The organism is Streptomyces synnematoformans (genome assembly GCF_039531005.1).
Taxonomy (GTDB): Bacteria; Actinomycetota; Actinomycetes; order Streptomycetales; family Streptomycetaceae; genus Streptomyces; species Streptomyces synnematoformans.
Window position 1 is genome coordinate 1 of sequence record NZ_BAAAPF010000075.1, and the last position, 23329, is coordinate 23329.

The 23329-nt window shown below is 71.8% G+C and carries 20 protein-coding genes and 1 pseudogene; 10 read left to right on the forward strand and 11 right to left on the reverse strand.

Translation table 11 applies throughout. The features are described 5' to 3' along the window. Positions 1–500, reverse strand: a pseudogene (locus ABD317_RS14220) (chromosomal replication initiator protein DnaA); the annotation flags it as partial. 371 nt (positions 501–871) lie between these two features. Between ABD317_RS14220 and rpmH the strand changes: the two are divergent. From rpmH to ABD317_RS14265, 9 genes are all read left to right on the forward strand, one after another. Continuing rightward, positions 872–1009, forward strand: coding sequence for a 50S ribosomal protein L34 (rpmH, locus tag ABD317_RS14225; protein WP_027741629.1), 138 nt, complete (start codon positions 872–874; stop codon positions 1007–1009). Positions 1010–1024: 15 nt separating this feature from the next. After that, entirely contained in the window at positions 1025–1393 is a 369-nt protein-coding gene (gene rnpA / locus ABD317_RS14230) for a ribonuclease P protein component (protein WP_078627510.1), read from the forward strand. Further along, a complete protein-coding gene (yidD, locus tag ABD317_RS14235; RefSeq protein WP_018838819.1) occupies positions 1390–1674 on the forward strand; it encodes a membrane protein insertion efficiency factor YidD in 285 nt (94 codons plus the stop codon). Before rnpA ends, yidD begins: the two co-directional genes overlap by 4 nt. A gap of 3 nt (positions 1675–1677) precedes the next feature. After that, positions 1678–2946 carry a membrane protein insertase YidC gene (yidC, locus tag ABD317_RS14240; protein WP_344290360.1) on the forward strand — a complete coding sequence of 423 codons (1269 nt, stop codon included), beginning with the start codon at positions 1678–1680 and terminating at the stop codon, positions 2944–2946. 56 nt (positions 2947–3002) lie between these two features. Further along, complete coding sequence (locus ABD317_RS14245) at positions 3003–3515, forward strand: R3H domain-containing nucleic acid-binding protein (RefSeq protein WP_027752937.1); 513 nt, start codon at positions 3003–3005, stop codon at positions 3513–3515. A gap of 136 nt (positions 3516–3651) precedes the next feature. After that, positions 3652–4353, forward strand: coding sequence for a 16S rRNA (guanine(527)-N(7))-methyltransferase RsmG (gene rsmG, locus ABD317_RS14250; protein ID WP_425582365.1), 702 nt, complete (start codon positions 3652–3654; stop codon positions 4351–4353). A gap of 236 nt (positions 4354–4589) precedes the next feature. Then, the gene (locus ABD317_RS14255; RefSeq protein WP_078627497.1) at positions 4590–5633 is read left to right on the forward strand and encodes an AAA family ATPase; all 1044 of its coding nucleotides are present in this window, start codon (positions 4590–4592) and stop codon (positions 5631–5633) included. Further along, entirely contained in the window at positions 5630–6730 is a 1101-nt protein-coding gene (locus ABD317_RS14260) for a ParB/RepB/Spo0J family partition protein (protein WP_344290361.1), read from the forward strand. Before ABD317_RS14255 ends, ABD317_RS14260 begins: the two co-directional genes overlap by 4 nt. Positions 6731–6857: 127 nt before the next feature. Beyond that, positions 6858–7475 (forward strand): GNAT family N-acetyltransferase, encoded by a 618-nt coding sequence (locus tag ABD317_RS14265; RefSeq protein ID WP_344290362.1) that lies wholly within the window; start codon positions 6858–6860, stop codon positions 7473–7475. Between the two features lie 133 nt (positions 7476–7608). Here ABD317_RS14265 and trxA read toward each other — a convergent pair whose 3' ends face one another. From trxA to ABD317_RS14300, 7 genes are all read right to left on the reverse strand, one after another. Continuing rightward, positions 7609–7938 (reverse strand): thioredoxin, encoded by a 330-nt coding sequence (gene trxA / locus ABD317_RS14270; RefSeq protein WP_027752932.1) that lies wholly within the window; start codon positions 7936–7938, stop codon positions 7609–7611. A 42-nt stretch (positions 7939–7980) separates the two neighbouring features. After that, positions 7981–8958, reverse strand: a complete 978-nt coding sequence (trxB, locus tag ABD317_RS14275) for a thioredoxin-disulfide reductase (RefSeq protein WP_027752931.1) — start codon at positions 8956–8958, stop codon at positions 7981–7983. Between the two features lie 120 nt (positions 8959–9078). After that, positions 9079–10032, reverse strand: a complete 954-nt coding sequence (locus ABD317_RS14280) for an anti-sigma factor family protein (RefSeq protein ID WP_344290363.1) — start codon at positions 10030–10032, stop codon at positions 9079–9081. Further along, on the reverse strand, positions 10029–10715 hold the full coding sequence (gene sigM / locus ABD317_RS14285) for an RNA polymerase sigma factor SigM (RefSeq protein WP_027752929.1): 687 nt from the start codon (positions 10713–10715) through the stop codon (positions 10029–10031). Before sigM ends, ABD317_RS14280 begins: the two co-directional genes overlap by 4 nt. A gap of 33 nt (positions 10716–10748) precedes the next feature. Next, a complete protein-coding gene (locus ABD317_RS14290; protein WP_344290365.1) occupies positions 10749–12524 on the reverse strand; it encodes a protein kinase family protein in 1776 nt (591 codons plus the stop codon). Positions 12525–12635: 111 nt separating this feature from the next. Continuing rightward, the gene (murJ, locus tag ABD317_RS14295) at positions 12636–15452 is read right to left on the reverse strand and encodes a murein biosynthesis integral membrane protein MurJ (protein WP_344290370.1); all 2817 of its coding nucleotides are present in this window, start codon (positions 15450–15452) and stop codon (positions 12636–12638) included. 48 nt (positions 15453–15500) lie between these two features. Beyond that, the gene (locus tag ABD317_RS14300) at positions 15501–17876 is read right to left on the reverse strand and encodes a DUF6049 family protein (RefSeq protein WP_344290366.1); all 2376 of its coding nucleotides are present in this window, start codon (positions 17874–17876) and stop codon (positions 15501–15503) included. Between the two features lie 214 nt (positions 17877–18090). Here ABD317_RS14300 and ABD317_RS14305 point away from each other — a divergent pair, with 214 nt between their 5' ends. Continuing rightward, positions 18091–19551, forward strand: coding sequence for a CCA tRNA nucleotidyltransferase (locus ABD317_RS14305; protein WP_344290367.1), 1461 nt, complete (start codon positions 18091–18093; stop codon positions 19549–19551). Positions 19552–19571: 20 nt separating this feature from the next. Here ABD317_RS14305 and ABD317_RS14310 read toward each other — a convergent pair whose 3' ends face one another. The 3 genes from ABD317_RS14310 to ABD317_RS14320 all read right to left on the reverse strand — a co-directional run bounded on the left by ABD317_RS14310 (position 19572) and on the right by ABD317_RS14320 (position 22793). Further along, the gene (locus tag ABD317_RS14310; protein ID WP_344290368.1) at positions 19572–20906 is read right to left on the reverse strand and encodes an MFS transporter; all 1335 of its coding nucleotides are present in this window, start codon (positions 20904–20906) and stop codon (positions 19572–19574) included. A gap of 94 nt (positions 20907–21000) precedes the next feature. Beyond that, entirely contained in the window at positions 21001–22083 is a 1083-nt protein-coding gene (locus ABD317_RS14315) for an inositol-3-phosphate synthase (RefSeq protein ID WP_344290369.1), read from the reverse strand. 47 nt (positions 22084–22130) lie between these two features. Further along, the gene (locus ABD317_RS14320; protein WP_027752922.1) at positions 22131–22793 is read right to left on the reverse strand and encodes a helix-turn-helix transcriptional regulator; all 663 of its coding nucleotides are present in this window, start codon (positions 22791–22793) and stop codon (positions 22131–22133) included. Positions 22794–23329 lie beyond the last annotated feature (536 nt).

Here is a 23329-nt window from a genome sequence, read left to right on the forward strand (position 1 = left end):
TGGTGCGGGGGCTGCGCGGCGGCCGGGTGGGGCGGCGGGAGGTGCTGCGGGGCGCCGGGGTGCGCGGGCTGCTCGTGCGCCGGCGGCTGCGGCCCCTGCGGCCCCTGCGGCCCCTGCGGGGCGTGCGGCCCCTGCGGGGCGTGGGGCGCCGGGGGCCCGTGCGTACCCGGATCGGGGCCCGGCTGCGCGGACGGCGCCTGCTGCGGCTGCTGCGGCTGCGCCGCCTCCGGCTCGCCGGGGCTGACCGTGACGGCCAGGCCGATGGGCTGGTGGCAGGCGTGGCTCAGCGCCTCGGTGATCTTGGTGGCGAGCCGGCCTTCGAAGACGCCCTTGGCGTACTCGTTGGGCACGGCCAGCACGGCGGTGCCGGCGACGAGGACGAGGGGCTGGCAGTCGCGCAGCCAGCGGTGGTCCTTGGCCTCGACTCCCTGGTCGTCCGCGAGCAGCCGCTCCAGCACGCGTGGCCAGACTGCAGCGAGATCGGCAGGCAGGTCGGCCACGGGTCACGCTCTTTCAAGGGTCACGGCAGGTCACGAAGGTGTGATCTCGGGACGGGTGGGATGGATCCGCGCAAGGGTCGGAAGTCCAGCCACGGTAGTCACGCCGAGCTGCACCATTCAAGTCGTTGTCCACAGGCTGTGCACAGTGTCCTGCGGTGTGTCGGGCCCCCGGCCCCGGTTTGACCGGACGGCGGGCGCCCGCGTACCGTGTCGAGGTCGAGATGTCGACGGCTGCTGCCGCCTGCCTCCGATCAGTCTCAGGCCGCGACGGTGATCATGTCACGTGTCGGGCGGTGACGAGCGGCTCGAGGGCGCACGGTGGCAGCTGTTCGGCGCCTAACCACCCGAGACAACTCTCCTGGAGCCCCCGAGTGAGCAAGCGCACTTTCCAGCCGAACAACCGCAAGCGTGCCAAGACGCACGGCTTCCGGCTGCGTATGCGTACCCGCGCCGGCCGTGCCATCGTCACGGCCCGTCGCAACAAGGGTCGCGCCCGCCTGTCCGCCTGACCCGCTGGTGTGCTCGTGCTGCCCGCTGAGCACCGGCTGCGGCGGCGCGAGGACTTTGCCCGAGCGGTACGCCGCGGGCGGCGGGCTGGCCGCCCGCTGCTCGTCGTCCATCTGAACAGCGGCGGTGACCCGCATGCCGCCGGGGAGGGCGCCTCCCCGCCGCGTGCGGGTTTCGTCGTCAGCAGGGCCGTCGGACCGGCGGTCGCGCGCAACCTCGTCAAGCGCCGCCTGCGTCATCTCCTACGGGATCGGTTGGATCAGCTGCCCGCAGGTAGCCTGGTGGTCGTACGGGCGCTGCCTGGCGCCGCGGAGGCCGGTTACGACCGGCTGCGCGATGACCTGGACGCAGCGCTGGGGCGGTTGCTGGGAAGGGCGCCGCGATGAAGTATCCGCTGCTCTGGTTGATCAAGCTGTACCAGTGGACCATCAGCCCGCTGCTCGGGCCGGTCTGCAAGTACTACCCGTCGTGCTCGCACTACGGCTACGAGGCGATCCGGCTGCACGGCGCCGTCAAGGGCACCGGCCTGACCGCCTGGCGCATCCTGCGCTGCAATCCGTGGTCGCTCGGCGGGGTTGATCATGTTCCGCCCCGCAAGCATCCGGTCTGGCACCAGCGGCTGCGCAGCCGGCTGGGCAAGACGCAGCCCAAGGCCCAAGGAGCCTGATTCGTGGACACGATCCTCGGTCCCCTATATACAGCAGTTTCCTGGATCATCGTCCAGTTCCACTCGCTGTTCAGCCTCGTTTTCCCCGAGGACAGCGGCTGGGCCTGGGGGCTGTCCATCGTGGCGCTGGTGGTCGTGATCCGGATCGCGCTGATCCCGCTGTTCGTGAAGCAGATCAAGGCGACACGGAACATGCAGGTGCTGCAGCCGAAGATGAAGGCGATCCAGGAGCGCTACAAGAACGACAAGCAGCGCCAGTCCGAGGAGATGATGAAGCTGTACCGGGAGACGGGTACCAACCCGCTCTCGAGCTGTCTTCCCATCCTCGCCCAGTCCCCCTTCTTCCTGGCGCTCTTCCAGGTGCTGAACAAGATCGCCGGCAACCACGAGGTCGGCGTCCTCAATGCCACTCAGGTCGAGCAGGCCCGTGAGGCGCACGTCTTCGGGGCGCCGATCGCGGCGAAGTTCATGGACAGCGCGGGCAAGGTGGAGAGCCTCGGCGCCACGCTCGCCGACGTGCGGGTCGTCACCGTCATCATGATCGTGCTGATGTCGGGGTCGCAGTTCTACACGCAGCGCCAGCTGATGACGAAGAACGTCGACCTGACGGTCAAGACGCCGTTCATGCAGCAGCAGAAGATGCTGATGTACATCTTCCCGCTGATGTTCGCCGTCTTCGGCATCAACTTCCCCGTCGGCGTCCTGATCTACTGGCTGACCACCAACGTCTGGTCCATGGGCCAGCAGATGTACGTGATCAAGCGGAACCCCACCCCGGGCAGCAAGTCCTACGCCCACCTGCTGGAGCGCATGCAGAAGCACGTCATCGACCGCGGCGGCATCCGCGGCCGCCGGGACCGCTATGTCGTCAAGCAGCTGGTCGCCAAGGGCAAGGACCGCAACGACGACGAGAAGAAGTTCGTCTCCGCGCTGGCCAAGCACGACCTTCTCCCCCAGGCGGACGGCACCGTGGTCAAGAGCGAGACGCCGCTGGCGGACGCCAAGCCGGGCGGCGGCGACCCCGGCCGGCGGCAGCAGCCGAAGCGGCAGTCGAAGTCCCAGCGCCGCGGCCATGCCCAGTCCGGCGGCGGCCAGCAGCAGGAGGGTGCCGACGATGATGCGGAGCCCGAGGACAAGAAGCCCGCGTCGAACACCGCGAAGAAGAAGTCGGGCGGCTCGTCCGGCCGCGGCGGTTCGGGCGGCAACGCGCGCAACGGGAAGTCCGGTCAGCGCAAGGGGCCCCAGCGGCCCAAGCACCCGTCGAAGAAGTAAGAAGGAGTCCCCACGTGACGGACACCGCTTCCGCGACCGGCGAGGCCGGTTCGGAGATCGAGGCCCAGCCTGAGGAGACCGAGGCCTCGGCCGAGGACGTCCTGACGCGGCTTGAGCAGGAAGGCGAGATCGCCGCCGACTACCTGGAGGAGCTGCTCGACATCGCCGACCTCGACGGCGACATCGACATGGACGTCGAGGGCGGCCGGGCTTCGGTGTCGATCATCAGCGAAGGCTCCGACCGGCAGCTGCAGAAGCTGGTGGGGCGCGACGGCGAGGTGCTGGAGGCGCTGCAGGAGCTGACCCGGCTGGCCGTGCACCGGGAGACGGGGGACCGCAGCCGGCTGATGCTGGACATCGCGGGGTTTCGGGCGGGCAAGCGGGCGGAGCTGACCGAGCTGGGCACCGAGGCCGTCGAGCGAGTGAAGGAGAGCGGCGAGCCGGAGAAGCTGCGGCCGATGTCCCCGTTCGAGCGCAAGGTGGTGCACGATGCGGTGAAGGCCGCGGGGCTGCGCAGCGAGTCGGAGGGCGAGGAGCCCGAGCGGCGCGTCGTCGTGCTCCCGGCCTGACCGGGCCGTACCTGTTCCACCGCTGGGCCGGTCGACCCGACCGGCCCAGACCGCTCCCCTGCCCCCTGCCGTCGCTCGACCGCAAGCGTTCCAGCGAGAGGACGTCCCCGTGTCCGATGTTGCGGATCTCCCGCCGGTGCCGGAAGCCGCCGACAAGGTCTTCGGCGGCGCCCTCCCGGACGCGGTGCGCTACGCCGAACTGCTCGCCGACACGGCGGTGACGCGCGGGCTCATCGGCCCGCGTGAGGTGCCCCGGCTGTGGGAGCGGCACCTGCTGAACTGCGCGGTGCTCGGCGAGGTGGTGCCCGAGGGCGTCGCCGTCTGCGATGTCGGCTCGGGCGCCGGGCTGCCGGGGATCCCGCTGGCGCTGGTACGCCCCGACCTGCGGATCACGCTGTTGGAGCCGCTGCTGCGGCGCACCCGGTTCCTCCAGGAGGTCACCGAGCTGCTGGGGCTGGAACAGCAGGTGACGGTCGTCCGTGGCCGGGCCGAGGAGGTGCTCGGCACGCTGGAGCCCGTCCATGTGGTGACCGCCCGCGCGGTGGCCCCGCTGGAGCGGCTGGCCGGCTGGGGCATCCCGCTGCTGCGCCCGTACGGGGAGATGCTGGCGCTGAAGGGCGAGAGCGCCGAGGAGGAACTGCGCGCCTCGAAGGCCGCGCTGCACAAGCTCGGCGTCAAGGAGACCGAGATCGTACAGGTCGGGGCTGATTCGGTGGACCCGCCCGCGACCGTGGTGCGGGCCGTGGTGGGCGAGAGCCCCGGGGGTGTGCGCTTCGCCGCGAAGCGGGCGCGGGCCGCCCGCAAGGGCGGTCGCGGCGGACACGGCCGGCGCCGTTAGTCTGCTCGTATCCGAAAGAGGGCCGATCGGTCCATTAAAGCCGCCTACGGTACATACACCGGAGTGTCGCTGCGGTGGTGCCCCCGGGGCTGTGCATCGTGTTTCACGTGAAACATCGTTCGTTGCTCCCCGGGATCCTCAGCCGAGGACGCGGTGCCGCTGAGGCCCGTGAGTCGGCTGTGGATAAGGAATCATCCACAGGAGAACGGGCCTCGCTGGTTCGCGACCCCGAAAGCATGGCAGGCTCTGTGCAGTGCGAGTCTGAAGTCGAGGAGAGTGAATCCTTGCGGTCCGACGCCAATGTCGCGGGACCGATGGCCGATCCGGTCCCCGGTCCCCGCTCCGAATCGGCGGATGTTTCACGTGAAACACCGCCTCCCATGGACGACACTCCGATCGGGCGTGCCGCTCAGCTCGCCGTAGAGGCGCTCGGGCGGGCCGGTCAGGGTCTGCCGCGCCCTGAGCAGACCCGCGTGATGGTCGTCGCCAACCAGAAGGGTGGGGTCGGCAAGACCACCACCACGGTCAACCTGGCCGCATCGCTTGCCCTGCACGGTGCCCGGGTGCTGGTCATCGACCTCGATCCGCAGGGCAACGCCTCGACCGCGCTGGGCGTCGACCACCATGCGGAGGTGCCGTCGGTCTACGACGTGCTGGTGGAGGCCAAGCCGCTGGCCGAGGTGGTGCAGCCGGTCCCCGACGTCGAGGGGCTGTTCTGCGCACCGGCCACCATCGATCTCGCGGGCGCGGAGATCGAGTTGGTCTCGCTGGTGGCGCGGGAGAGCCGGCTGAAGCGGGCGATCGACTCCTACGAGCAGCCGTTGGACTTCATCTTCATCGACTGCCCGCCCTCGCTCGGCCTGTTGACCGTCAACGCCATGGTGGCGGGCAACGAGGTGCTGATCCCGATCCAGTGCGAGTACTACGCGCTGGAAGGGCTGGGTCAGCTGCTGCACAACGTCGACCTGGTCCGCGGGCACCTCAACCCGAGGCTCCACGTGTCGACGATCCTCCTCACGATGTACGACGGCAGGACGCGGCTGGCCTCCCAGGTAGCGGACGAGGTCCGCGGTCACTTCGGCGCCGAGGTGCTGCGGACCAGCATCCCGCGCTCGGTGCGCATCTCCGAGGCACCGAGCTACGGGCAGACGGTCCTCACCTACGATCCGGGGTCGAGCGGCTCGCTCTCCTATCTGGAGGCGGCCCGTGAGATGGCCCTGCGCGGTGTGCGCGGGCCGGGCGAAGCTCAGCACGAGCAGCACGACGGAGGGGCTCAGTGACGGAACGACGCAGAGGACTGGGCCGCGGGCTGGGGGCGCTGATCCCCGCCGCTCCCACTCCCGCCGATGACTCGGGACCGCTGGTCGGCGGCGCCACCATGTCTCCGGGGGCGGTGCCGGTCATAGTGTCGGAGCGGACGGCGCCGCCCGAGGCGCCGGGTTACGAGGAGCAGCCGCCGCCGGAGAACGCCTACGAGGCGCCGCCGGCCGTCGAGGGTCCCGTGGAGAGCGGCGAAGTGGCCGGTGCGCACTTCGCCGAGGTTCCGCTGGACGCCATCACGCCGAACCCGCGGCAGCCGCGCGAGGTGTTCGACGAGGACTCCCTCGCCGAGCTGGTCACCTCCATCCAGGAGGTCGGGCTCCTCCAGCCGGTCGTCGTCCGCCGGCTGGGCCCGGACCGCTATGAGCTGGTCATGGGTGAGCGCCGCTGGCGTGCCTGCCGTGAGGCCGGCATGGAGCGGATCCCCGCGATCGTCCGAGCCACGGACGACGAGAAGCTCCTCCTGGACGCGCTGCTGGAGAACCTGCATCGGGCTCAGCTGAACCCGCTGGAAGAGGCGGCCGCCTACGACCAGCTGCTGCGGGACTTCGAGTGCACCCACGACCAGCTGGCCGACCGGATCGGCCGCTCGCGCCCTCAGGTCTCCAACACGCTGCGGCTGCTGCGGCTCTCGCCGCCGGTGCAGCGGCGGGTGGCGGCCGGGGTGATCTCCGCGGGCCATGCGCGGGCGCTGCTGTCCGTGGAGGACCCGGGCGAGCAGGACCGGCTGGCGCACCGCATCGTGGCCGAGGGGCTGTCGGTGCGGGCCGTCGAGGAGATCGTGACCCTGATGGGGTCGGAGCCCAAGAGCGGGCGCCGGACGAAGGCGCCGCGGGCCGGCAACCGGATGTCTCCGGCGCTGACCGATCTGGCGTCCCGGCTCTCCGACCGCTTCGAGACCAGGGTGAAGGTCGACCTCGGGCAGAAGAAGGGGAAGATCGTCGTCGAGTTCGCCTCGATAGAGGATCTGGAGCGCATCCTCGGCTCGATGGCGCCCGGTGAAGGCAGGGTGCTGGAGAAGAAGCTGAGCGACGAGGACGCCGACGAGGACGAGTGACCGGACCCCCTCTCGCCACCCCGACGAGACAGGCCGCGGAGGCAATCCGCGGCCTGTTTTGTTGTCTCCGGATACGATGCATACGGGTATCGCGGGGGATGCCGGTGAAGGGAGAGGATCGGGCTCCATGGGGCGAAGGCTCGTACCGCTCACCCTGGACAACCTCCCGGACGTTCCCAAGCGTTGTCGCGCGTGTGTCTTCTGGGAGCTGGATCCCGTCAGCGGTGAGGCGGCCGTCAAGTCCGGCCGTCCGGAGCTGGAGAAGGAAGCCTGGATCTCCTCCGTGCTGCTGGAGTGGGGATCCTGCGGCCGGGTCGTCTACGTCGACGACGTGCCGGCCGGGTTCGTGATGTACGCCCCGCCCGCCTACGTGCCGCGGTCACTCGCCTTTCCGACGAGCCCGGTGTCGGCGGACGCCGTCCAGTTGATGACCGCGTGGCTCAACCCTGGCTATCAGGGGCAGGGTCTCGGCCGGACCATCGTCCAGACCGTTGCGAAGGATCTTCTGCGCCGCGGGGTGAAGGCCGTCGAGGCTTTCGGGGACGCGGCCTGGAAGGAGCCCGCGTGTGTGCTGCCGGCGGACCATCTGGTCGCGGTCGGCTTCAAGACCGTACGGCCGCACCCCCGCTATCCCCGGATGCGGCTGGAGCTGCGCTCCGCGATCTCCTGGAAGGAGGACGTGGAGCTGGCGCTCGACAAGCTCCTGGGCGCCGTCCAGAAGGACCCCGTGCTGCGGCCGCTCTGATGACCGCCCTCCGCGCCCTGTTCCACGTACGACGAAGGGCCCGTCCCCTCGGGGGCGGGCCCTTCGTATGTCCGCGGCTGCGGTGCGCGCTTCGGTTTCACGCCGATGTTTCACGTGAAACGGTGGCGCCTCCTCAGCCGATGAAGTCGTCCAGGTCGCGCTCCAGAGCGGCCTTCGGCTTGGCGCCGACGATGGTCTTCACGACCTCGCCGCCCTGGTAGACGTTCATCGTCGGGATCGACATGATGCCGTACTTCGCGGCCGTTGCCGGGTTCTCGTCGATGTTGAGCTTGACGACGGTGATCTTCTCGGGGTTCTCCGCGGCGATGGCCTCCAGCGACGGGGCGATCTGGCGGCACGGCCCGCACCAGGCGGCCCAGAAGTCGACCAGTACAGGCTTGTCGCTCTTGAGGACCTTCTCCTCGAAGTCCGCGTCGGTTGCGGTCACCGTGGCACCGGCCATGGCCTACTCCTTACGTCGTTGTGCGTTGATGGCTGCTCGGTCTCAGACGGCGTCTGCGACCTTCTCCGGCTCCGCCGACTTCTCCTCGTCGGTGATCGCGGCGAGGTAGCGCTCGGCGTCCAGGGCCGCGGCACAGCCCGTCCCGGCCGCGGTGACCGCCTGGCGGTAGGTGTGGTCGACGACGTCGCCCGACGCGAACACCCCGGTGAGGTTGGTGCGCGTGGAGGGGGCGTCCACGAGGAGGTAGCCCTCCCCGTCGAGTTCCAGCTGTCCCTTGAACAGTTCCGTGCGCGGGTCGTGTCCGATGGCGATGAACAGACCCGTGACGGCGATCTCGGACTCCTCGCCGGTCTTGGTGCTCCTGAGGGTCAGCCCGGAGAGCTTGTCCCCGCCGTGGATGGCGGCGACCTCGCTGTCCCACACGAACGAGATCTTCGGATCGGCGAAGGCCCGCTCCTGCATCGCCTTGCTGGCGCGCAGGCTGTCCCGGCGGTGGACCACCGTGACGCTCCTGGCGAAGCGGGAGAGGAACGTTGCCTCCTCCATGGCGGTGTCGCCGCCGCCGACGACCACGATGTCCTGCTCGCGGAAGAAGAAGCCGTCACACGTGGCGCACCACGAGATGCCCCGACCGGACAGCTCGTCCTCCCGCGGCAGCCCCAGCTTGCGGTGCTGCGACCCGGTGGAGACGATCACGGACCGGGCGCGGTGCACGGTGCCCGCGGTGTCGGTGACGGTCTTGATATCGCCCGTGAGATCGACGGACACCACGTCGTCGGGCACCAGTTCGGCGCCGAAGCGCTCCGCCTGGGCCCGCATGTTGTCCATCAGGTCCGGGCCCATGATCCCGTCGCGGAAACCCGGGAAGTTCTCCACGTCGGTGGTGTTCATGAGCGCGCCACCGGCGGTGACGGCGCCTTCGAAGATCAGCGGCTGCAGCGCGGCGCGGGCGGTGTACAGCGCGGCGGTGTACCCCGCCGGCCCCGAGCCGATGATGATCACGTTGCGGACGTCGCTCACGGACTCTTCCTTGTCTACGACCGGCTGCCTGAAGGGGCGGGAACTCACGAGGTCCTGTCCCTCTCACCCCACCCAACGGATCCTACGGGCCGGACATTCCCGATGGGTGGCGGGCGCGGCTCAGGGGCGTCGGAAGGTGTCGCGGTGCAGAATCTCGCCCGGCCGGTCCGGGGAGGCTGTGCAGGAGGAATCCACCACGTAGGCGTCCACTCGCTGAGGGTCGCCGGGGTGCGGCAGCACGACCACGTAGGCGCGGGTTCCCTCGTACGTGTCGTTCTCGGCCGCGAGCGGGGCTTCCGAGCGGTTGACCGCGGCCCGTACGCACTCGGGCACCTGCGGGGGGTCTTCCTCGGCGGCGAACGGCCCTTCCTCGACGCCTGCCGCACCCTCGCCGGCGTCCGTGCCCTCGCGGGTCTCCGGCTGCGGGAGCATGCCGAGGACGTGGGACTCCAGAGAGTCGGCGCTCAGCGGAGCCTGGTCCCCGCCCCCGCCCCCGCCCGGTACGGACTTCTGGGCGCTTTCCCTGCCACCGTCCTGTGCGGCGGACATCTCCGAGGTGCCGGCATCGTCTCCGCCGGTGTCCGGAAGGTCGAGGAGCACGATGCTCAGCGTGACGACCGCGACCGCCCCCGCGGCACCGAGGAGCACGCGCGGCCAGCGCCGCGTCCGCCGGCCGGGGCCGGTTGCGTCCGCGCGGCGGTGCGCGGCGGGGCGGCGGTGCGCGCGCGCCGGTCGTGTTTCACGTGAAACAGACTCGCGCGGCGCGGGCACGGGGGAGTCCGCCGACGCCGTTTCACGTGAAACATCGACGGCGTAGCGCGCCTCGGCGGCCAGCGCGGCGTCGATACGTCCCGCGATCTCGGCCGGCATCGGGGAGGGCTCCGGAAGGCTGCCGAGGAGTCCGCGTACGCCGTCGAGGGCCTCCCGGGTCTCCCGGCAGGCGGCGCACTCGTCGAGATGGCGATGGAGCTGCCGACTGCGGGCGGGGGACGTCAGGCCCTCGGCGAAGTCGGCCAGCTCGTCGACCTCCGGGTGCCCGTCGCCGGCGCCGGGTGGCTGCGGGGTCTGCGTCATGCCTTCTCACCTCCGCCCTTCGCCGCACGTCCGTCGTTCTGCTCCGTCGTCGGTGGGACGGATGACGCCTGCGCCGGGTTCCGTGCCCCTGCCCCGGAGCCGGCGGCGGACAGCCGCAGATGACGTACGAGAGGCAGGAGACGGGCGCGGCCGCGAGCGCAGCGGCTCTTCACGGTACCCGCGGGAACGCCGAGGATGTCGGCCGCCTCCGCCACGGGGTAGCCCTCCATGTCCACGAGCACCAGGGCGGCCCGCTGGTCCGCGGGCAGGGTCGCCAGCGCCTCCCGTAGCTCGCGGCCGGTGTCCTGCCGCTCCGCGGGCGCCTCGGCGGACTCCTCCGGCTCCAGCAGCTGTTCGAAGTGCCCGGTGTCCGCGACCGGTGCCGCGCGGCGGCTGGCGGCCTTGCGGGCCCGGTCCAGGCAGGCGTTCACGGTGATGCGGTGCAGCCAGGTCGTGACCGCGGACTGGCCGCGGAAGGTGTGCGCCGCGCGGAACGCCGACAGCAGTGCGTCCTGCACGGCGTCCGCGGCCTCCTCGCGGTCGCCGAGGGTGCGGATCGCCACGGCCCACAGCCGGTCCCGGTGGCGTCTGACGATCTCGGCGAAGGCGTGCGGGTCCTCACCGGAGACATGGCGGGCGAGGAGCGTGCGGTCATCGACGTCGCCGCCGCTGGCGTCCTCCAACGCCAACCCCTCCCCTGGTCGAGTGCTGCGTGCTCAGCTCCGAATCTCGATGTCGGAGATCTTGCCACGGAAGTTCCCCTCGGCCGACGGCGGAATTTCCGTGAGCCACAGCAGAACGTACTGGGTGACGACCGGCTTGGTGGGCTTGAGCGTCAGATTGGTGCCCGCCGCGGCGTCGAACTCCTCGAAACCGGTGAGGTCCGTCGGCATCGACGCCGTGTCCCGCGGGGTGGCCATGGCGGTCACGTCGGTGTCGCCGATGAGGGACACCTTGACGCTGCCGACGCGCGTGGCCTCGCCGAGATCCAGGATCAGCCCGACGCCCTCCTTGAGGTTCCCGAAGACCGCGCTGGTGTACCACTTGGTCTGCCAGTAGCTTCGGGGGTCGCCGTCGTAGGCCGCGGAGACGCTGCTCGGACTCTCGCTGCCGGTGCCGAACGGGTCGAAGTCCCGGGCGCTCTCGATCTCCACCGGCTTGCCGCCGGCTGCGCGACCGCCGCCCGAGCCGCCGGCCCCGCCGGGCTGTGCCGCGGAGTTGCCGGAGTCCCCGTTGCGGCCGTCGTGGTTGATGAGAGCGTCCGCGAGCTGCCAGCTGGCGAGGGCCAGCGCGACGATCAGCAGCACGGACACGCACCACTTCACGGCCTTCCCGGTACGCCCCGGCAGCGTGGGCGGAGCGGGCGGCCGTGCGGCGGCGGTGGCGCGGGCAGCGGGCCCGCCGGGCAGGCCGCCGCGCTGCGCGTACCCCTGCTGGTACGTCGTCTGCTGGTACGGCGCGGGCTGCGGGTACTGCGGCTCCGGGGGGCGGATGCGGGGCAGCTCGGCGGCGGCGGTGCTCAGCTCGGCGGGTGCCGTACACGGCCGCGCGTGTGCCGCGGCGCCGGGGGAGCCGGCCGCGAGCGCGCGCATGGCCAGCTCCGAAAGCCCGCGGTGCACCCCCGCGCGCACCTGGTCCGGGGCGATGAGGCCGACGCTCTCGGGCAGGCCCGCGAGCCCGTAGGCGTCGCCCTCGTACGGCCAGCGCCCCGTCAGCGCGGCGTACAGCAGGGCGCCGACGGCCTCGGTGTCGGTGCGCTGCGGGTCGTCCGCCTCGGTGCCGTGCAGCGCCGCGTGCACGGACAGCCCGCGGATGCGCCACTGCCCGCTGCCGGTGCGCAGCACGGCGGACGGCGTCAGCCTGAGGTGGGCGAGGTCCTTGCGGTGGGCGGCGGCCAGCGCCTGGGAGACCTGCGTGACGAGTTCGTACGCCTCGTGCGGCTCCATCGGCGTGCCGCCGACGAGCAGCGTGGACAACTCGGTGGCGTCGGGGAGCCATTCGTGGACGACGTAGACGACGTCGTCCTCCTCGACGGCGTCGAGGACCTGGACGAAGCGCGGGTCGCCGATGAGGGCCGCGGCGCGGGCGGCGTCGAGGACGGAGCGGGCGTGGGCGTGCCCGGCGGCCAGGATGTGCACGCCGACCGGGCGGCGCAGTTTCTCGTCGACCGCGCGCCAGCTGCTGAAGCCGTCGAGCCGCGTGACGCACTCCTCCAGGCGGTAGCGCCCGGCGAGCTTGTGGCCGCTGTGCACGTCGACGGCGGGCACGCCGCCGCGGGGCCGCCGCTCGGGCGCGGCGGCCTCCGCGGCGGCGGCCTCGGCGGCCGGGGGGTCGGCGGCGGGGGTCTCCGCGGCCGGAGGGTCGGCGGCCGGCGTGCTCGCGGCGCCGGTCGGTTCCTCACTGTCCGCGGTGTCCGCGGTGTTCGTCGTGTCGGCCGCATCGCTGCGGTCGGCCGCCGAGCCGTCGACGGCTGCCGTGCTCCGTTCCGCCACCGCCGTTCCTGCCTCCCCAACTCTCATGTCATGCAGCCGCGCCAAGACAATTGTGCTCACAGGCTTCCGTCATCCACGACACGTGGCGATGACGGAAGGTTGTGCCCCCGGTTACCGGCCGAGGCGGCCGCGGACCATCCCCATCATCGCGTTCAGCTCCTGGATCCGCATCCGCCGGGCCGCCACGTAGAACACCGCGCCCAGCACGAACGAGCCGCCGATGAGCGCCCCGAGCGACCCCGTGACCCCCTGGCCGAGCCGGTCGGTCACGGCCCACGCGGCGGCGCCCGCGGCGAGCGCCGCCGGGATGCTGGCGCCGATGAGCCGCGCGTACGTGCGGACGACGTGGGCGCCGTCGAGGTCGTCGGTCCCCATGCGCTGCTTCAGCCGCCGCCAGGCGACGCCGACGCCGACCAGGTACGCGATGCCGTAGCAGGCGGCGAAGCCGATGACCGCGTGCCGGTCGGGCAGCGCGACGAAGCAGATCGCCGAGCCGGCCGCGAAGACCGCGGCGACGATCAGCGTGTTGTAGAAGGGCGTGCGGGTGTCCTCGTACGCGTAGAAGCCGCGCAGGACGACGTACTGCACGGAGAAGGGGATCAGCCCGAGGCCGAAGGCCATCAGGACGTACCCGATCGAGGTGGAGGAGTCGACGCCGACCGCCGCGAACAGCAGGTTGCACATCGGGATGCCGAGCGCGACGAGCGCGAAGGCGATCGGCACGATGGCCACGGCGGAGGTGCGCAGGCCGTGCGAGATGTCGTCGCGCACGGCCGCGGGGTCGCCGTCGGCGGCGGCCCGGGAGATGCGCGGCAGCATGGCGGCCATCACCGACACCGTGATGATCGCCTGCGGCATCTGCCAGATCAGCTGCGCGTTCTGGAAGGCCATGATGCCGGTGCCCTCGTGGCCCTCCTCGGAGGCGGACTCGCCGGCCCAGGTGGCGAGCTGCGTGACGACGAGCATGCCGGCCTGGTTGGCGAGGACGAAGAGGATCGTCCACTTGGCGAGCTTGGCCGCCTTGCCGAGGCCGTGGCCCTTCCAGTCGAAGCGCGGCCGGATCCTGAAGCCCGTCTGCCGCAGGTACGGGATCATCGCCAGCGCCTGCACGACCAGCCCCAGCAGTGATCCGACGCCGATGAGCCGCACGCCTTCGGCCGGGATGGTGTCCACGCCCATCGTCGAGGAGTTGTGCGTGCCGTAGACCCACAGGAAGAGGCCGAAGGTGGCGATGATGACGACGTTGTTGAGGACCGGGGTCCACATCATCGGGCCGAAGCTGCCGCGCGCGTTGAGGATCTGCCCCATCACCACGTGGATGCCCATGAAGAAGATCGTGGGCAGGCAGTACTGCGCGAAGGTGATGGCGACCTCGTTGGACTCCGGGTCGTCGGCGATCTTCACCGACATCGCGCGGATGAGCAGCGGGGCGGCGAACACGGCGAGCAGGACCATCGCGCCGAGCACGACCGAGACGAGGGTCAGCAGCCGGTTGGCGTAGGCGGTGCCACCGTCGGGGTCGTTCTTCATCGCGCGCACGAGCTGCGGGACGAAGACGGAGTTGAGGCCGCCGCCGATGGTGAGGATGTAGATCATCGTCGGCAGCGTGTACGCGACGGTGTAGGTGTCGCCGAGGACCGCGACGCCGAGGGCCGCGGAGATCACCAGCGTGCGCAGGAACCCGGTGACGCGGGAGACGAGGGTGCCGGCGGCCATGACGGCGCTGGACCGGGCGAGGCTCGCGACGCGCCCCCCGCGGGTGCGCTGCGGCGGCACGGGCGCGGGCTGCGCGGGCTGCTGCCCGGCGCCCGCCGGCGGCGGCTCGGCGGCGCGATGGTCGCGGAAGAGGTCGGCGAAGGCGTCCTGCTCCGGCTGCGGGACGGCCTGGGTGACGAGGTCGTCGACGCCGACGAACTGCGCGCCGTGGTCGCCGTAGCGGAGGTGCCGGGTGGGGCCGTCGGGCTCGGGCGCGGGCGGTCCGGCCCACAGGCGCGGGTCCGGGCGGTGATGAGGCGAGGGCGGCTGCTGGTACGGCGGCTGGGCCGGAGGCTGGCTGCCCGGGGGCGGCGGGGGGTGGGCGGCGTGGTCGTAGAGCGCGTCGCCGAGGGGGTCGGGGCGCCGCTGGTACGGGTCGGGGGCGTAGGCGTCCTGGAGGTACGGGTCCTGGGCGTAGGGCGGCGGCGGGGCGCCCGCGGCCTGGGCGGCGTGGCCGTACGGATCGCGGGGGTCGGCGGGCGGGTGCTGCTGCTGCCCCGAGGGGTGCTGCTGCCCGCTCTGCGGGTGCTGCGGGTGCTGCGGAGCCCGGGGGTCGTGCGGGGGGTACGGGGACCGCGGGTCGTGCGCGGGGTACGGCGACCGCGGGTCCTGCGGCGGCTGCGCGGCGGGGGCCTGCTGGCCGGCGGCGTACGGGTCCCCGGGCTGCGCGTAGGGGTCCGGGCCCGGCTGGGCCGGACGGCCGTACGGGTCGGGAGCGGGCTGCCCGTACTGCTGTCCGTGCTGTCCGTGCTGCTGCCCGTAGTGCTCGTTCCCGCCGTGCTGCGGGGGCGCCGGCTGGCCGTAGTACGGCTGCTGGCCGGGCCCGCCCTGCTGGCCGGGCTGCCCGTACGGGTCCGGGGCCGCGGGGTGGGCCGGCGGCGCGTGCTGGGTGTAGGGGTCGGGAGCGGCGGGGTGGCCGTAGTGGCCCGGGGCGCCCTGCGCGTACGGGTCGGGGGCCGGCGGGGGGTAGTGCCCCTGGTCGTACGGCGCGTACGGGTCCTGGGCGCCGGGTGCGTACGGGTCGGCGGCGTAGGGGTCGGGAGCGTACGGGTCGGCGGCGTTCTGCTGGTCGGCCGGGTACTGCTGGGCATGCGGAGGCTGCTGGCCGGCCGGCGGCGGGTTCGCGGGATCGCCGGTGCCCTGATTGCGGTCACCGTCGTACGGCGCGTTCATCGACACCCCACAAGGGTCATGGCCGGCCTGGAAACGGCCTGGTCGCTCTCACCGCTCCACTCTCTCACTGGCACCCGACCGGGCACCGCTTTCCGTGTCGGTGTCGTCGCCGTGGTCACCTTCGGTGAGGCGCGTCCCGGGTGCCTTCTGGTCGGCTTCCCCGGTATCGCCGTCGCTACCGGCCTCCGCCGGGTCCGCGGTGTCCGCCGGATCCCCCGCGCCGTCGGGGTCGTCGGTGCCGCCGTCCGTGTCCGCCGTCCGGGCGGCACGCTTGCGCTGCGTGTACATGCGCACCCCGGCGAGGACCAGCAGCAGGATCCCGGCCCCGATGACGAGCAGCACCGTGGAGGTGATGGACGTCACCTGGATCTGGAAGGTCTTCTTCTCGCCGAAGGGCTTGCCGTCCGCGGTGTAGAGCTGGGCGGTGACGTCCACCGGGCCGCTGGCCCGCGCGGAGGCCTCGAACTTCACCGACGTGCTGTGGCCGCCCGCCACCTCGATCGACCGGGTGCCCTGCTCGATCCGCAGCCGGCTGGGCACGTCCGACGTCAGCCGCAGCTCAAGACCGCGGACGTTCTGCACCAGGTTGTTCTGCACGGTCACCGGGATCGTGCCGCTGTTGCCGGACAGCGTGAGGTCCGACTTGTCGATGAGCTGCACCTGCGAGGTGATGTCCGCCAGATAGTCCTGCACCCCGCGCCGGAACGACTCCGCCTCCCCCTTGCGCCCGCGCCACTGGGTGGACATCTCACGCAGCAGCGCGTTGCCGAAGGGCACGGTGACCCGCAGGCTGTTGTCGAGGATGTCGGAGAAGTTGTCGAGCTGCTGCCGGGTGGCGAGGATCCGGTCGAACGCCTCGCGCGGGATCTCCTGCTTCCGCAGCCGCTTGGGATACGCGCCGGTGCCCGGCACCGAGCGGTTGGCGGCCGGGTCCGGCGACTCCACGGCGGCGCTGCTGAGGTTCAGCGGCGTCATCCACGTGCTGGTGTCGAGGTCGCTTATCGCCGCCGCCATCGCCTGCGCCTGACCGAGCTTGGGGGTGCGCTGCGGGGCGACGACGATACTCCGCTGCATGTTCGGCTGCTGCAGGGTCGTCACGAGCGTCTGGGCGAGGAACTCCTGGATGGCCAGGGAGTACGTCTCCGCCCGGCTCATGTCGCCCTCGAAGGTCCGGGAGAGCTGCGCGTCGGCGACCACCGCCGTCTGGCCGCCGCCGATGGGGCGGGCGGCGGTCGGGGTGTACGGCAGGCCGCTCTCGGACATGCTGTCGCTGCGGGCGAGGATCCACTGCGCGCCGGCCGCGCCCGCGACGCCGACGACGCGCCGGTCGATCGCGCCCTCCGCGGGCCAGGCGACGTCGGTCTCCGGCTCCGTGTTCAGGATCGATTCCACGGTCGTGCGGGACAGGGCGGTGGCGTCGCCGAGCTGGTCGAGCGTGCCGGCGACCTTGCGCCCGCGGTGGGCGATCGAGGCCAGGTCGGGGTCGCCGAAGGGCAGCGCGACGACCTCGCGGCCCTTCACGGCGTTCTGCAGGTCGGCCAGCCACCGCCGGGCGGTTTCCTGGCCCTTGCCGGGGACGGACTCGCCGTCCTCGGTCGTCACGTTGTACGAGTCCGCCATGACGGCCGCCGTGACCAGCAGGTCCGGGTCGACGACCCACGTCACGGGCAGCTCCCCGCCGAGCGCGACCAGCTGCTGCAGCCGGCCGCCGGGCTCCATCTGCTCCAGCAGGCCGTCACTGGCGAGGACCGGCGTCTGTTCCTCGTCCGGCTCGGTGCGCGCGGTCAGCTGGGGGGTGGCGATGAGGGGCCAGACGAAGGTGAGCCGGGTCTTGGTGGACAGGTCGTCGGGCTGCCAGGGCAGGAAGGTGTGCTCGATGCCGAGCACCTGCTCGTAGCCGACGTCCGCGGAGGTCCCGTTGAGGGAGACGGCGAGCTGGTACACGCCGGACGTGCCCAGCGGCAGCCGGTCCACGGGGATCGTGATGCTGAACTCGCGGGACATGCCGGGGGCCAGGCTCTTCAGCTCCTGGGTGCCGGGGCCGTCGATCTCCGCCCCGTCGAACTCCGACAGCCAGCCCGTGCGCTTCGTCGCGTCGGTGACCGCGCTGCGGGTCGTCAGCGGCCCGCTGAGGCGCAGCGCGACGTGCGGGTCGGTGATCTTCGCGTCGGTCCTGTTGGTGACCTTTCCGGAGACCGTGAGGTCGTCGCCGCCGGAGGGCACGGAGGGGTCCAGATACTCCACCGACACGTTCACCGAGCGGGAGCCGGACGGCTGCGCCCGTGCCTCGCCGGCCGCCGGCAGCTGTACGAGCGCGGCCGGCAGCAGCAGCGCCACGAACAGCAGGGCGGCCAGCAGCCGCCGGTGGGCCCGGGGCCGGGCGGGGTGGCCCGGGGATCCGGTGGAATGTGCCAGCTCGGCCACGCGCTCGCCCGTCCTCGTCGTCCTCGTGCCCGGCGCGCGGCCTTGTGCCGCCTGCCTTGGACCCCGATGGTAACGAGGTGGCGGACGCCGGGTGCCGGGGACGTCGTCAACCCTCCGGCGCCCGTCCACCCGATCGGCACCGGGGCAGTCCGGAGGCGCCGCGGAGGGTGGGCAGTTACGGTCCCGCGGCGCACGGGCCGTACCCTGTTCTGTTGTGCCGAACGCCCGTGAAGACCACCGTACCCAGCAGGCCACGCTCAGCCGTGCCCAGCGCAGCGCCGTCAGCGAGCTGCTGCGCGTCTCGCCCGTCGCCGACGACCTGGCCCACCGCTTCCGGGCCGCCGGCGCCCGGCTGGCGCTCGTGGGCGGCTCCGTACGGGACGCGCTGCTCGGCCGGCTCGGCAACGACCTCGACTTCACCACCGACGCCCGCCCGGAGCGGGTGCTGGAGATCGTGCGCCCCTGGGCCGACGCGGTGTGGGAGGTCGGCATCGCGTTCGGCACGGTCGGCTGCCGCAAGGGCGATCTGCAGATCGAGATCACCACCTACCGCTCCGAGGCGTACGACCGGACGTCCCGGAAGCCGGAGGTGTCGTACGGCGACTCCATCGAGGAGGACCTCGTCCGCCGGGACTTCACGGTCAACGCGATGGCCGTGGCGCTGCCGGAGAAGGAGTTCGTGGACCCGCACGGCGGCCTGGACGACCTGGCGGCCCGGGTGCTGCGCACCCCGGGCACCCCGCAGGAGTCCTTCGGCGACGACCCGCTGCGGATGCTGCGGGCCGCTCGGTTCGCGGCCCAGCTGGGCTTCGAGGTGGCGCCGGAGGTCGTCGCGGCGATGACGGACATGGCCGGGCGGATCGAGATCGTGTCCGCCGAGCGGGTGAGGGACGAGCTGAACAAGCTGATCCTCTCCCCGCGCCCGCGTCTGGGCCTGCAGCTGCTCGTCGACACCGGGCTGGCCGGGCACGTGCTGCCGGAGCTGCCTGCGCTGCGCCTGGAGCGCGACGAGCACCACCGGCACAAGGACGTCTACGAGCACTCCCTGATCGTGCTGGAGCAGGCCATCGCGCTGGAGGAGGACGGGCCCGACCTGGTGCTGCGGCTCGCGGCGCTGCTCCACGACATCGGCAAGCCGCGCACCCGCCGGTTCGAGAAGGACGGCCGGGTCTCCTTCCACCACCACGAGGTGGTGGGCGCCAAGATGACCAAGGCCCGGATGACGAAGCTGAAGTACTCGGGCGACCAGATCAAGGACGTCTCCCGGCTGGTCGAGCTGCATCTGCGGTTCCACGGCTACGGCACCGGCGAGTGGACGGACTCCGCGGTGCGCCGCTACGTGCGCGACGCCGGGCCGCTGCTCGACCGGCTGCACAAGCTGACCCGCTCCGACTGCACCACCCGCAACAAGCGCAAGGCGTTGGCCCTGCAGCGCGCCTACGACGGGCTGGAGGAGCGCATCGCCCGGCTGCAGGCGCAGGAGGAGCTGGACGCGATCCGGCCGGACCTCGACGGCAACGAGATCATGAAGATCCTCGGTATCGGCCCCGGGCCGGCGGTCGGCGGCGCGTACCGGCACCTGCTGGAGCTGCGCCTGGAGCACGGGCCGATGGAGCACGAGGCCGCGGTGGAGGCGCTGCGCGCATGGTGGGCGGAGCAGCAGCCGCCGGCGTAGGGCCGCGGCCGCGGCGGCCGTCATGTTTCACGTGAAACATGCGGCTCGGTGCCGCCGTCCACGGGTGCGGGGTGCACGTCGTCGGCCGGCGCGTGTTTCACGTGAAACATCGACATGGCGACGCTCGCGTAGACCACCGCGACGCCCATGACGAGCATCGCCGAGCGCCCGTCCGCGGGCAGCAGGACCGCCGAGGCCGCGGCGGCGCCCACGAAGGCCACGTTGAAGAGCATGTCGTAGAGGGAGAAGATCCGGCCGCGGTAGGCGTCGTCCACCGACGACTGCACCACCGTGTCCGTCGTGATCTTGACGCCCTGGGTGGTGACCCCGAGGACGAACGCCGCGACCAGCAGCGGTGCCGGTGCGAACGACAGCCCCAGCGTCGGCGTCAGCACCGCCGCCACCGCCGCGCACAGCGTCATCCAGCCGGTCCGGCCCAGCCGGGGCACCAGCCACGGCGTCACCACGGCCGCGACGAAGAAGCCCAGCCCCGACAGGCCGACGGCCACGCCGAGCAGGGCCATGCCCTCGTCCTCGCCGTCGGTCCAGGCGTAGCGGCACAGCATCAGCAGCATCACGGTCAGCGCCCCGAAGCAGAAGCGCATCAGCCCCATGGCGGACAGCGCCCGCGCCGCCTCGCGCCGCTCACCCAGATGCCGTACCCCCGCGGCCAGCCCGCGCGCGGTGCTGGCGACCGCCGCCGCGATCCGCGGCAGCACCAGCTCCGGATCCGGCCCCAGCGAGTCCGGCGCCATCCGCAGCGCCGCCAGCGCCGCGCTGAGATACAGCCCCGAGCCCACCAGCACGGTCGTCGCGTCGGCCGTGCTGCCCTCCGGGCCGGCGAGCCCGACGAGGAAGGCCACGCCGCCGCCGGCCGTCGCGGCCAGGGTGCCCGCGGTCGGCGACAGCGAGTTGCCGACCACGAGCTGCTCCTCGGTGTCCACCACACGCGGCAGCGCGGCGGAGAGCCCGGAGAGCACGAAGCGGTTGACGGCGGTGACGGACAGTGCGGACAGATAGAACAGCCAGTCCGGCACCCCGGCCAGCAGCAGCGCCGCGGTCCCCGCCGCGAAGCCGGCGCGCAGCAGGTTCCCGTACAGCAGCACCTGCCGGCGCCGCCAGCGGTCCAGCAGCACGCCGGCGAAGGGGCCGATCACCGAGTACGGCAGCAGCAGCACGGCCATCGCGGAGGCGATGGCGGCCGGCGACGTCTGCCGCTCCGGGGAGAAGACGACGTACGCGGCGAGCGCCACCTGATAGACGCCGTCGGCGCCCTGGGAGAGCAGCCGTACGGCCAGCAGCCGGCGGAAGCCGTGCAGCCGCAGCAGGCTGCGGAGATCGCGGACAACGGGCATGGCGTTCAGCATCACATGCCGAGGGGCCCCGGGCTGCTGCCCGGGGCCCCTCGGAAACGGCGGGCGTCTGAGAACGACGAACCGCCGGCGGCGGCTAGCGCTCGACCTCGCCGCGGATGAACTTCTCCACGTTCTCCCGGGCCTCGTCGTCGAAGTACTGCACGGGCGGGGACTTCATGAAGTACGAGGAGGCCGACAGCACCGGGCCGCCGACGCCCCGGTCCTTGGCGATCTTCGCGGCGCGCAGCGCGTCGATGATGATGCCCGCGGAATTCGGCGAGTCCCAGACCTCCAGCTTGTACTCCAGGCTGAGCGGCACCTCGCCGAAGGCGCGGCCCTCCAGACGCACGTACGCCCACTTGCGGTCGTCCAGCCAGGCGACGTAGTCGGAGGGGCCGATGTGCACGTTGTGCTCGCCCAGGTCGCGGTCGGGGATCTGGGAGGTGACGGCCTGGGTCTTGGAGATCTTCTTGGACTCCAGCCGGTCCCGCTCCAGCATGTTCTTGAAGTCCATGTTGCCGCCGACGTTCAGCTGCATCGTACGGTCCAGGATGACGCCCCGGTCCTCGAAGAGCTTCGCCATCACGCGGTGCGTGATGGTGGCGCCGACCTGCGACTTGATGTCGTCGCCGACGATCGGCACGCCCGCCTCGGTGAACTTGTCCGCCCACTCCTTGGTGCCCGCGATGAACACCGGCAGGGCGTTGACGAAGGCCACGCCGGCGTCGATGGCGCACTGCGCGTAGTACTTCGCGGCGTCCTCGGAGCCCACCGGCAGGTAGCAGACCAGCACGTCGACGCGGCGGTCCCGGAGCACCTGCACGACGTCGACCGGCTCCTCCGCGGACTCCTCGATCGTCTCGCGGTAGTAGCGCCCGAGGCCGTCGAGCGTGTGGCCGCGCTGCACGGTCACGCCGCTGTTCGGTACGTCGCAGATCTTGATGGTGTTGTTCTCGCTCGCCCCGATCGCGTCGGCGAGGTCGAGGCCCACCTTCTTGGCGTCGACGTCGAACGCCGCGACGAAGTCGACGTCACGGATGTGGTAGTCGCCGAACTGGACGTGCATCAGTCCGGGCACCCGGCTGCCCGGGTCGGCGTCCTTGTAGAACTCGACGCCCTGCACCAGAGACGCGGCGCAGTTGCCCACGCCGACGATGGCTACGCGAACCGAACCCATTGACGGTTGCTCCCTGTTGTTCGTTGAGGCCGTGCCAGGGCAGGGCCTCAGTTGGCGGTGTCGTCGGACGGATCCGGCCGGGTGCTGTCCCGGTCACGGGGCAGGCCGCCCGTCTCTTGTGAACCGGCGGCCCCCGAAGGGCGCTCGTCGCGCCCCGCCCGTTCGCTCTCGATCAGCTCGGTCAGCCAGCGCACCTCGCGCTCGACCGACTCCATCCCGTGCCGCTGCAGCTCCAGGGTGTAGTCGTCGAGCCGCTCGCGCGTGCGCGCCAGCGACGTGCGCATCTTGTCCAGGCGCTCCTCCAGCCGGCTGCGCCGGCCTTCCAGCACCCGGACCCGTACGTCCCGCGACGTCTGGCCGAAGAAGGCGAAGCGGACGCCGAAGTGCTCGTCCTCCCACGCCTCGGGCCCGGTCTGGGCGAGCAGCTCTTCGAAGTGCTCCTTGCCCTCGGCCGTCAGCCGGTAGACGATCTTGGCGCGCCGGCCCGCCAGCGGTACGGCGGGACCGTCCTGCGACGCAGAAGCGGTCTCCTCCGTCAGCCATCCCTGTGCGACCAGAGTCTTCAGACAGGGATAGAGGCTGCCGTAGCTGAACGCGCGGAACACCCCCAGCGAGCTGTTGAGCCGCTTGCGCAGCTCGTAGCCGTGCATGGGGGACTCGCGGAGCAGGCCGAGGACGGCGAATTCCAGGACGTCAGAGCGCCTGCTCATCGCCGCCTCCTCCCGTGCCGCGGTGTCCCGCGTTGTCGTATCGGGTCGATGTCTCGCGCTGATGTGTCGTGCTGATGTATCGACTCGATACATCCCGACGATAGAACGGCTCTCCGGCCGCGGCAAGTGGGGGCTGTGTGAACGGCGTCACATCGGTGCGATCCGGCGCGCCGAAGTGTCCGGTATAGCGCCTCATACCCGGCGCAAAGCGGGCGGTGGCGGTGCGTACCCTGTTCCGCATGCTGTCCGAAGGGAACCGGGAGCCGCCTGCAGACGTCTTCGTCCTCGGTACAGTGCGGCTGGTTGCCAAAGGACAGACAACCGGTCGTGCGTCGGGGGGACCGGCTGACAGAACGCGCCCACAGGCGATGCCACCTGTTCGAGGAGTAGTCCCTTCATGAGCGAGCACCGACGCAAGCCGCCGAACAGCGGCCGCGGAGGAGGCCGTCACGGCGCCCACTCCGGCCGCCACGGGGCACCCGGCGGGGACGGAGGCTACCCAGCCGGCCGCCGCGCGGGCGGCGGGGCCGGGCGGG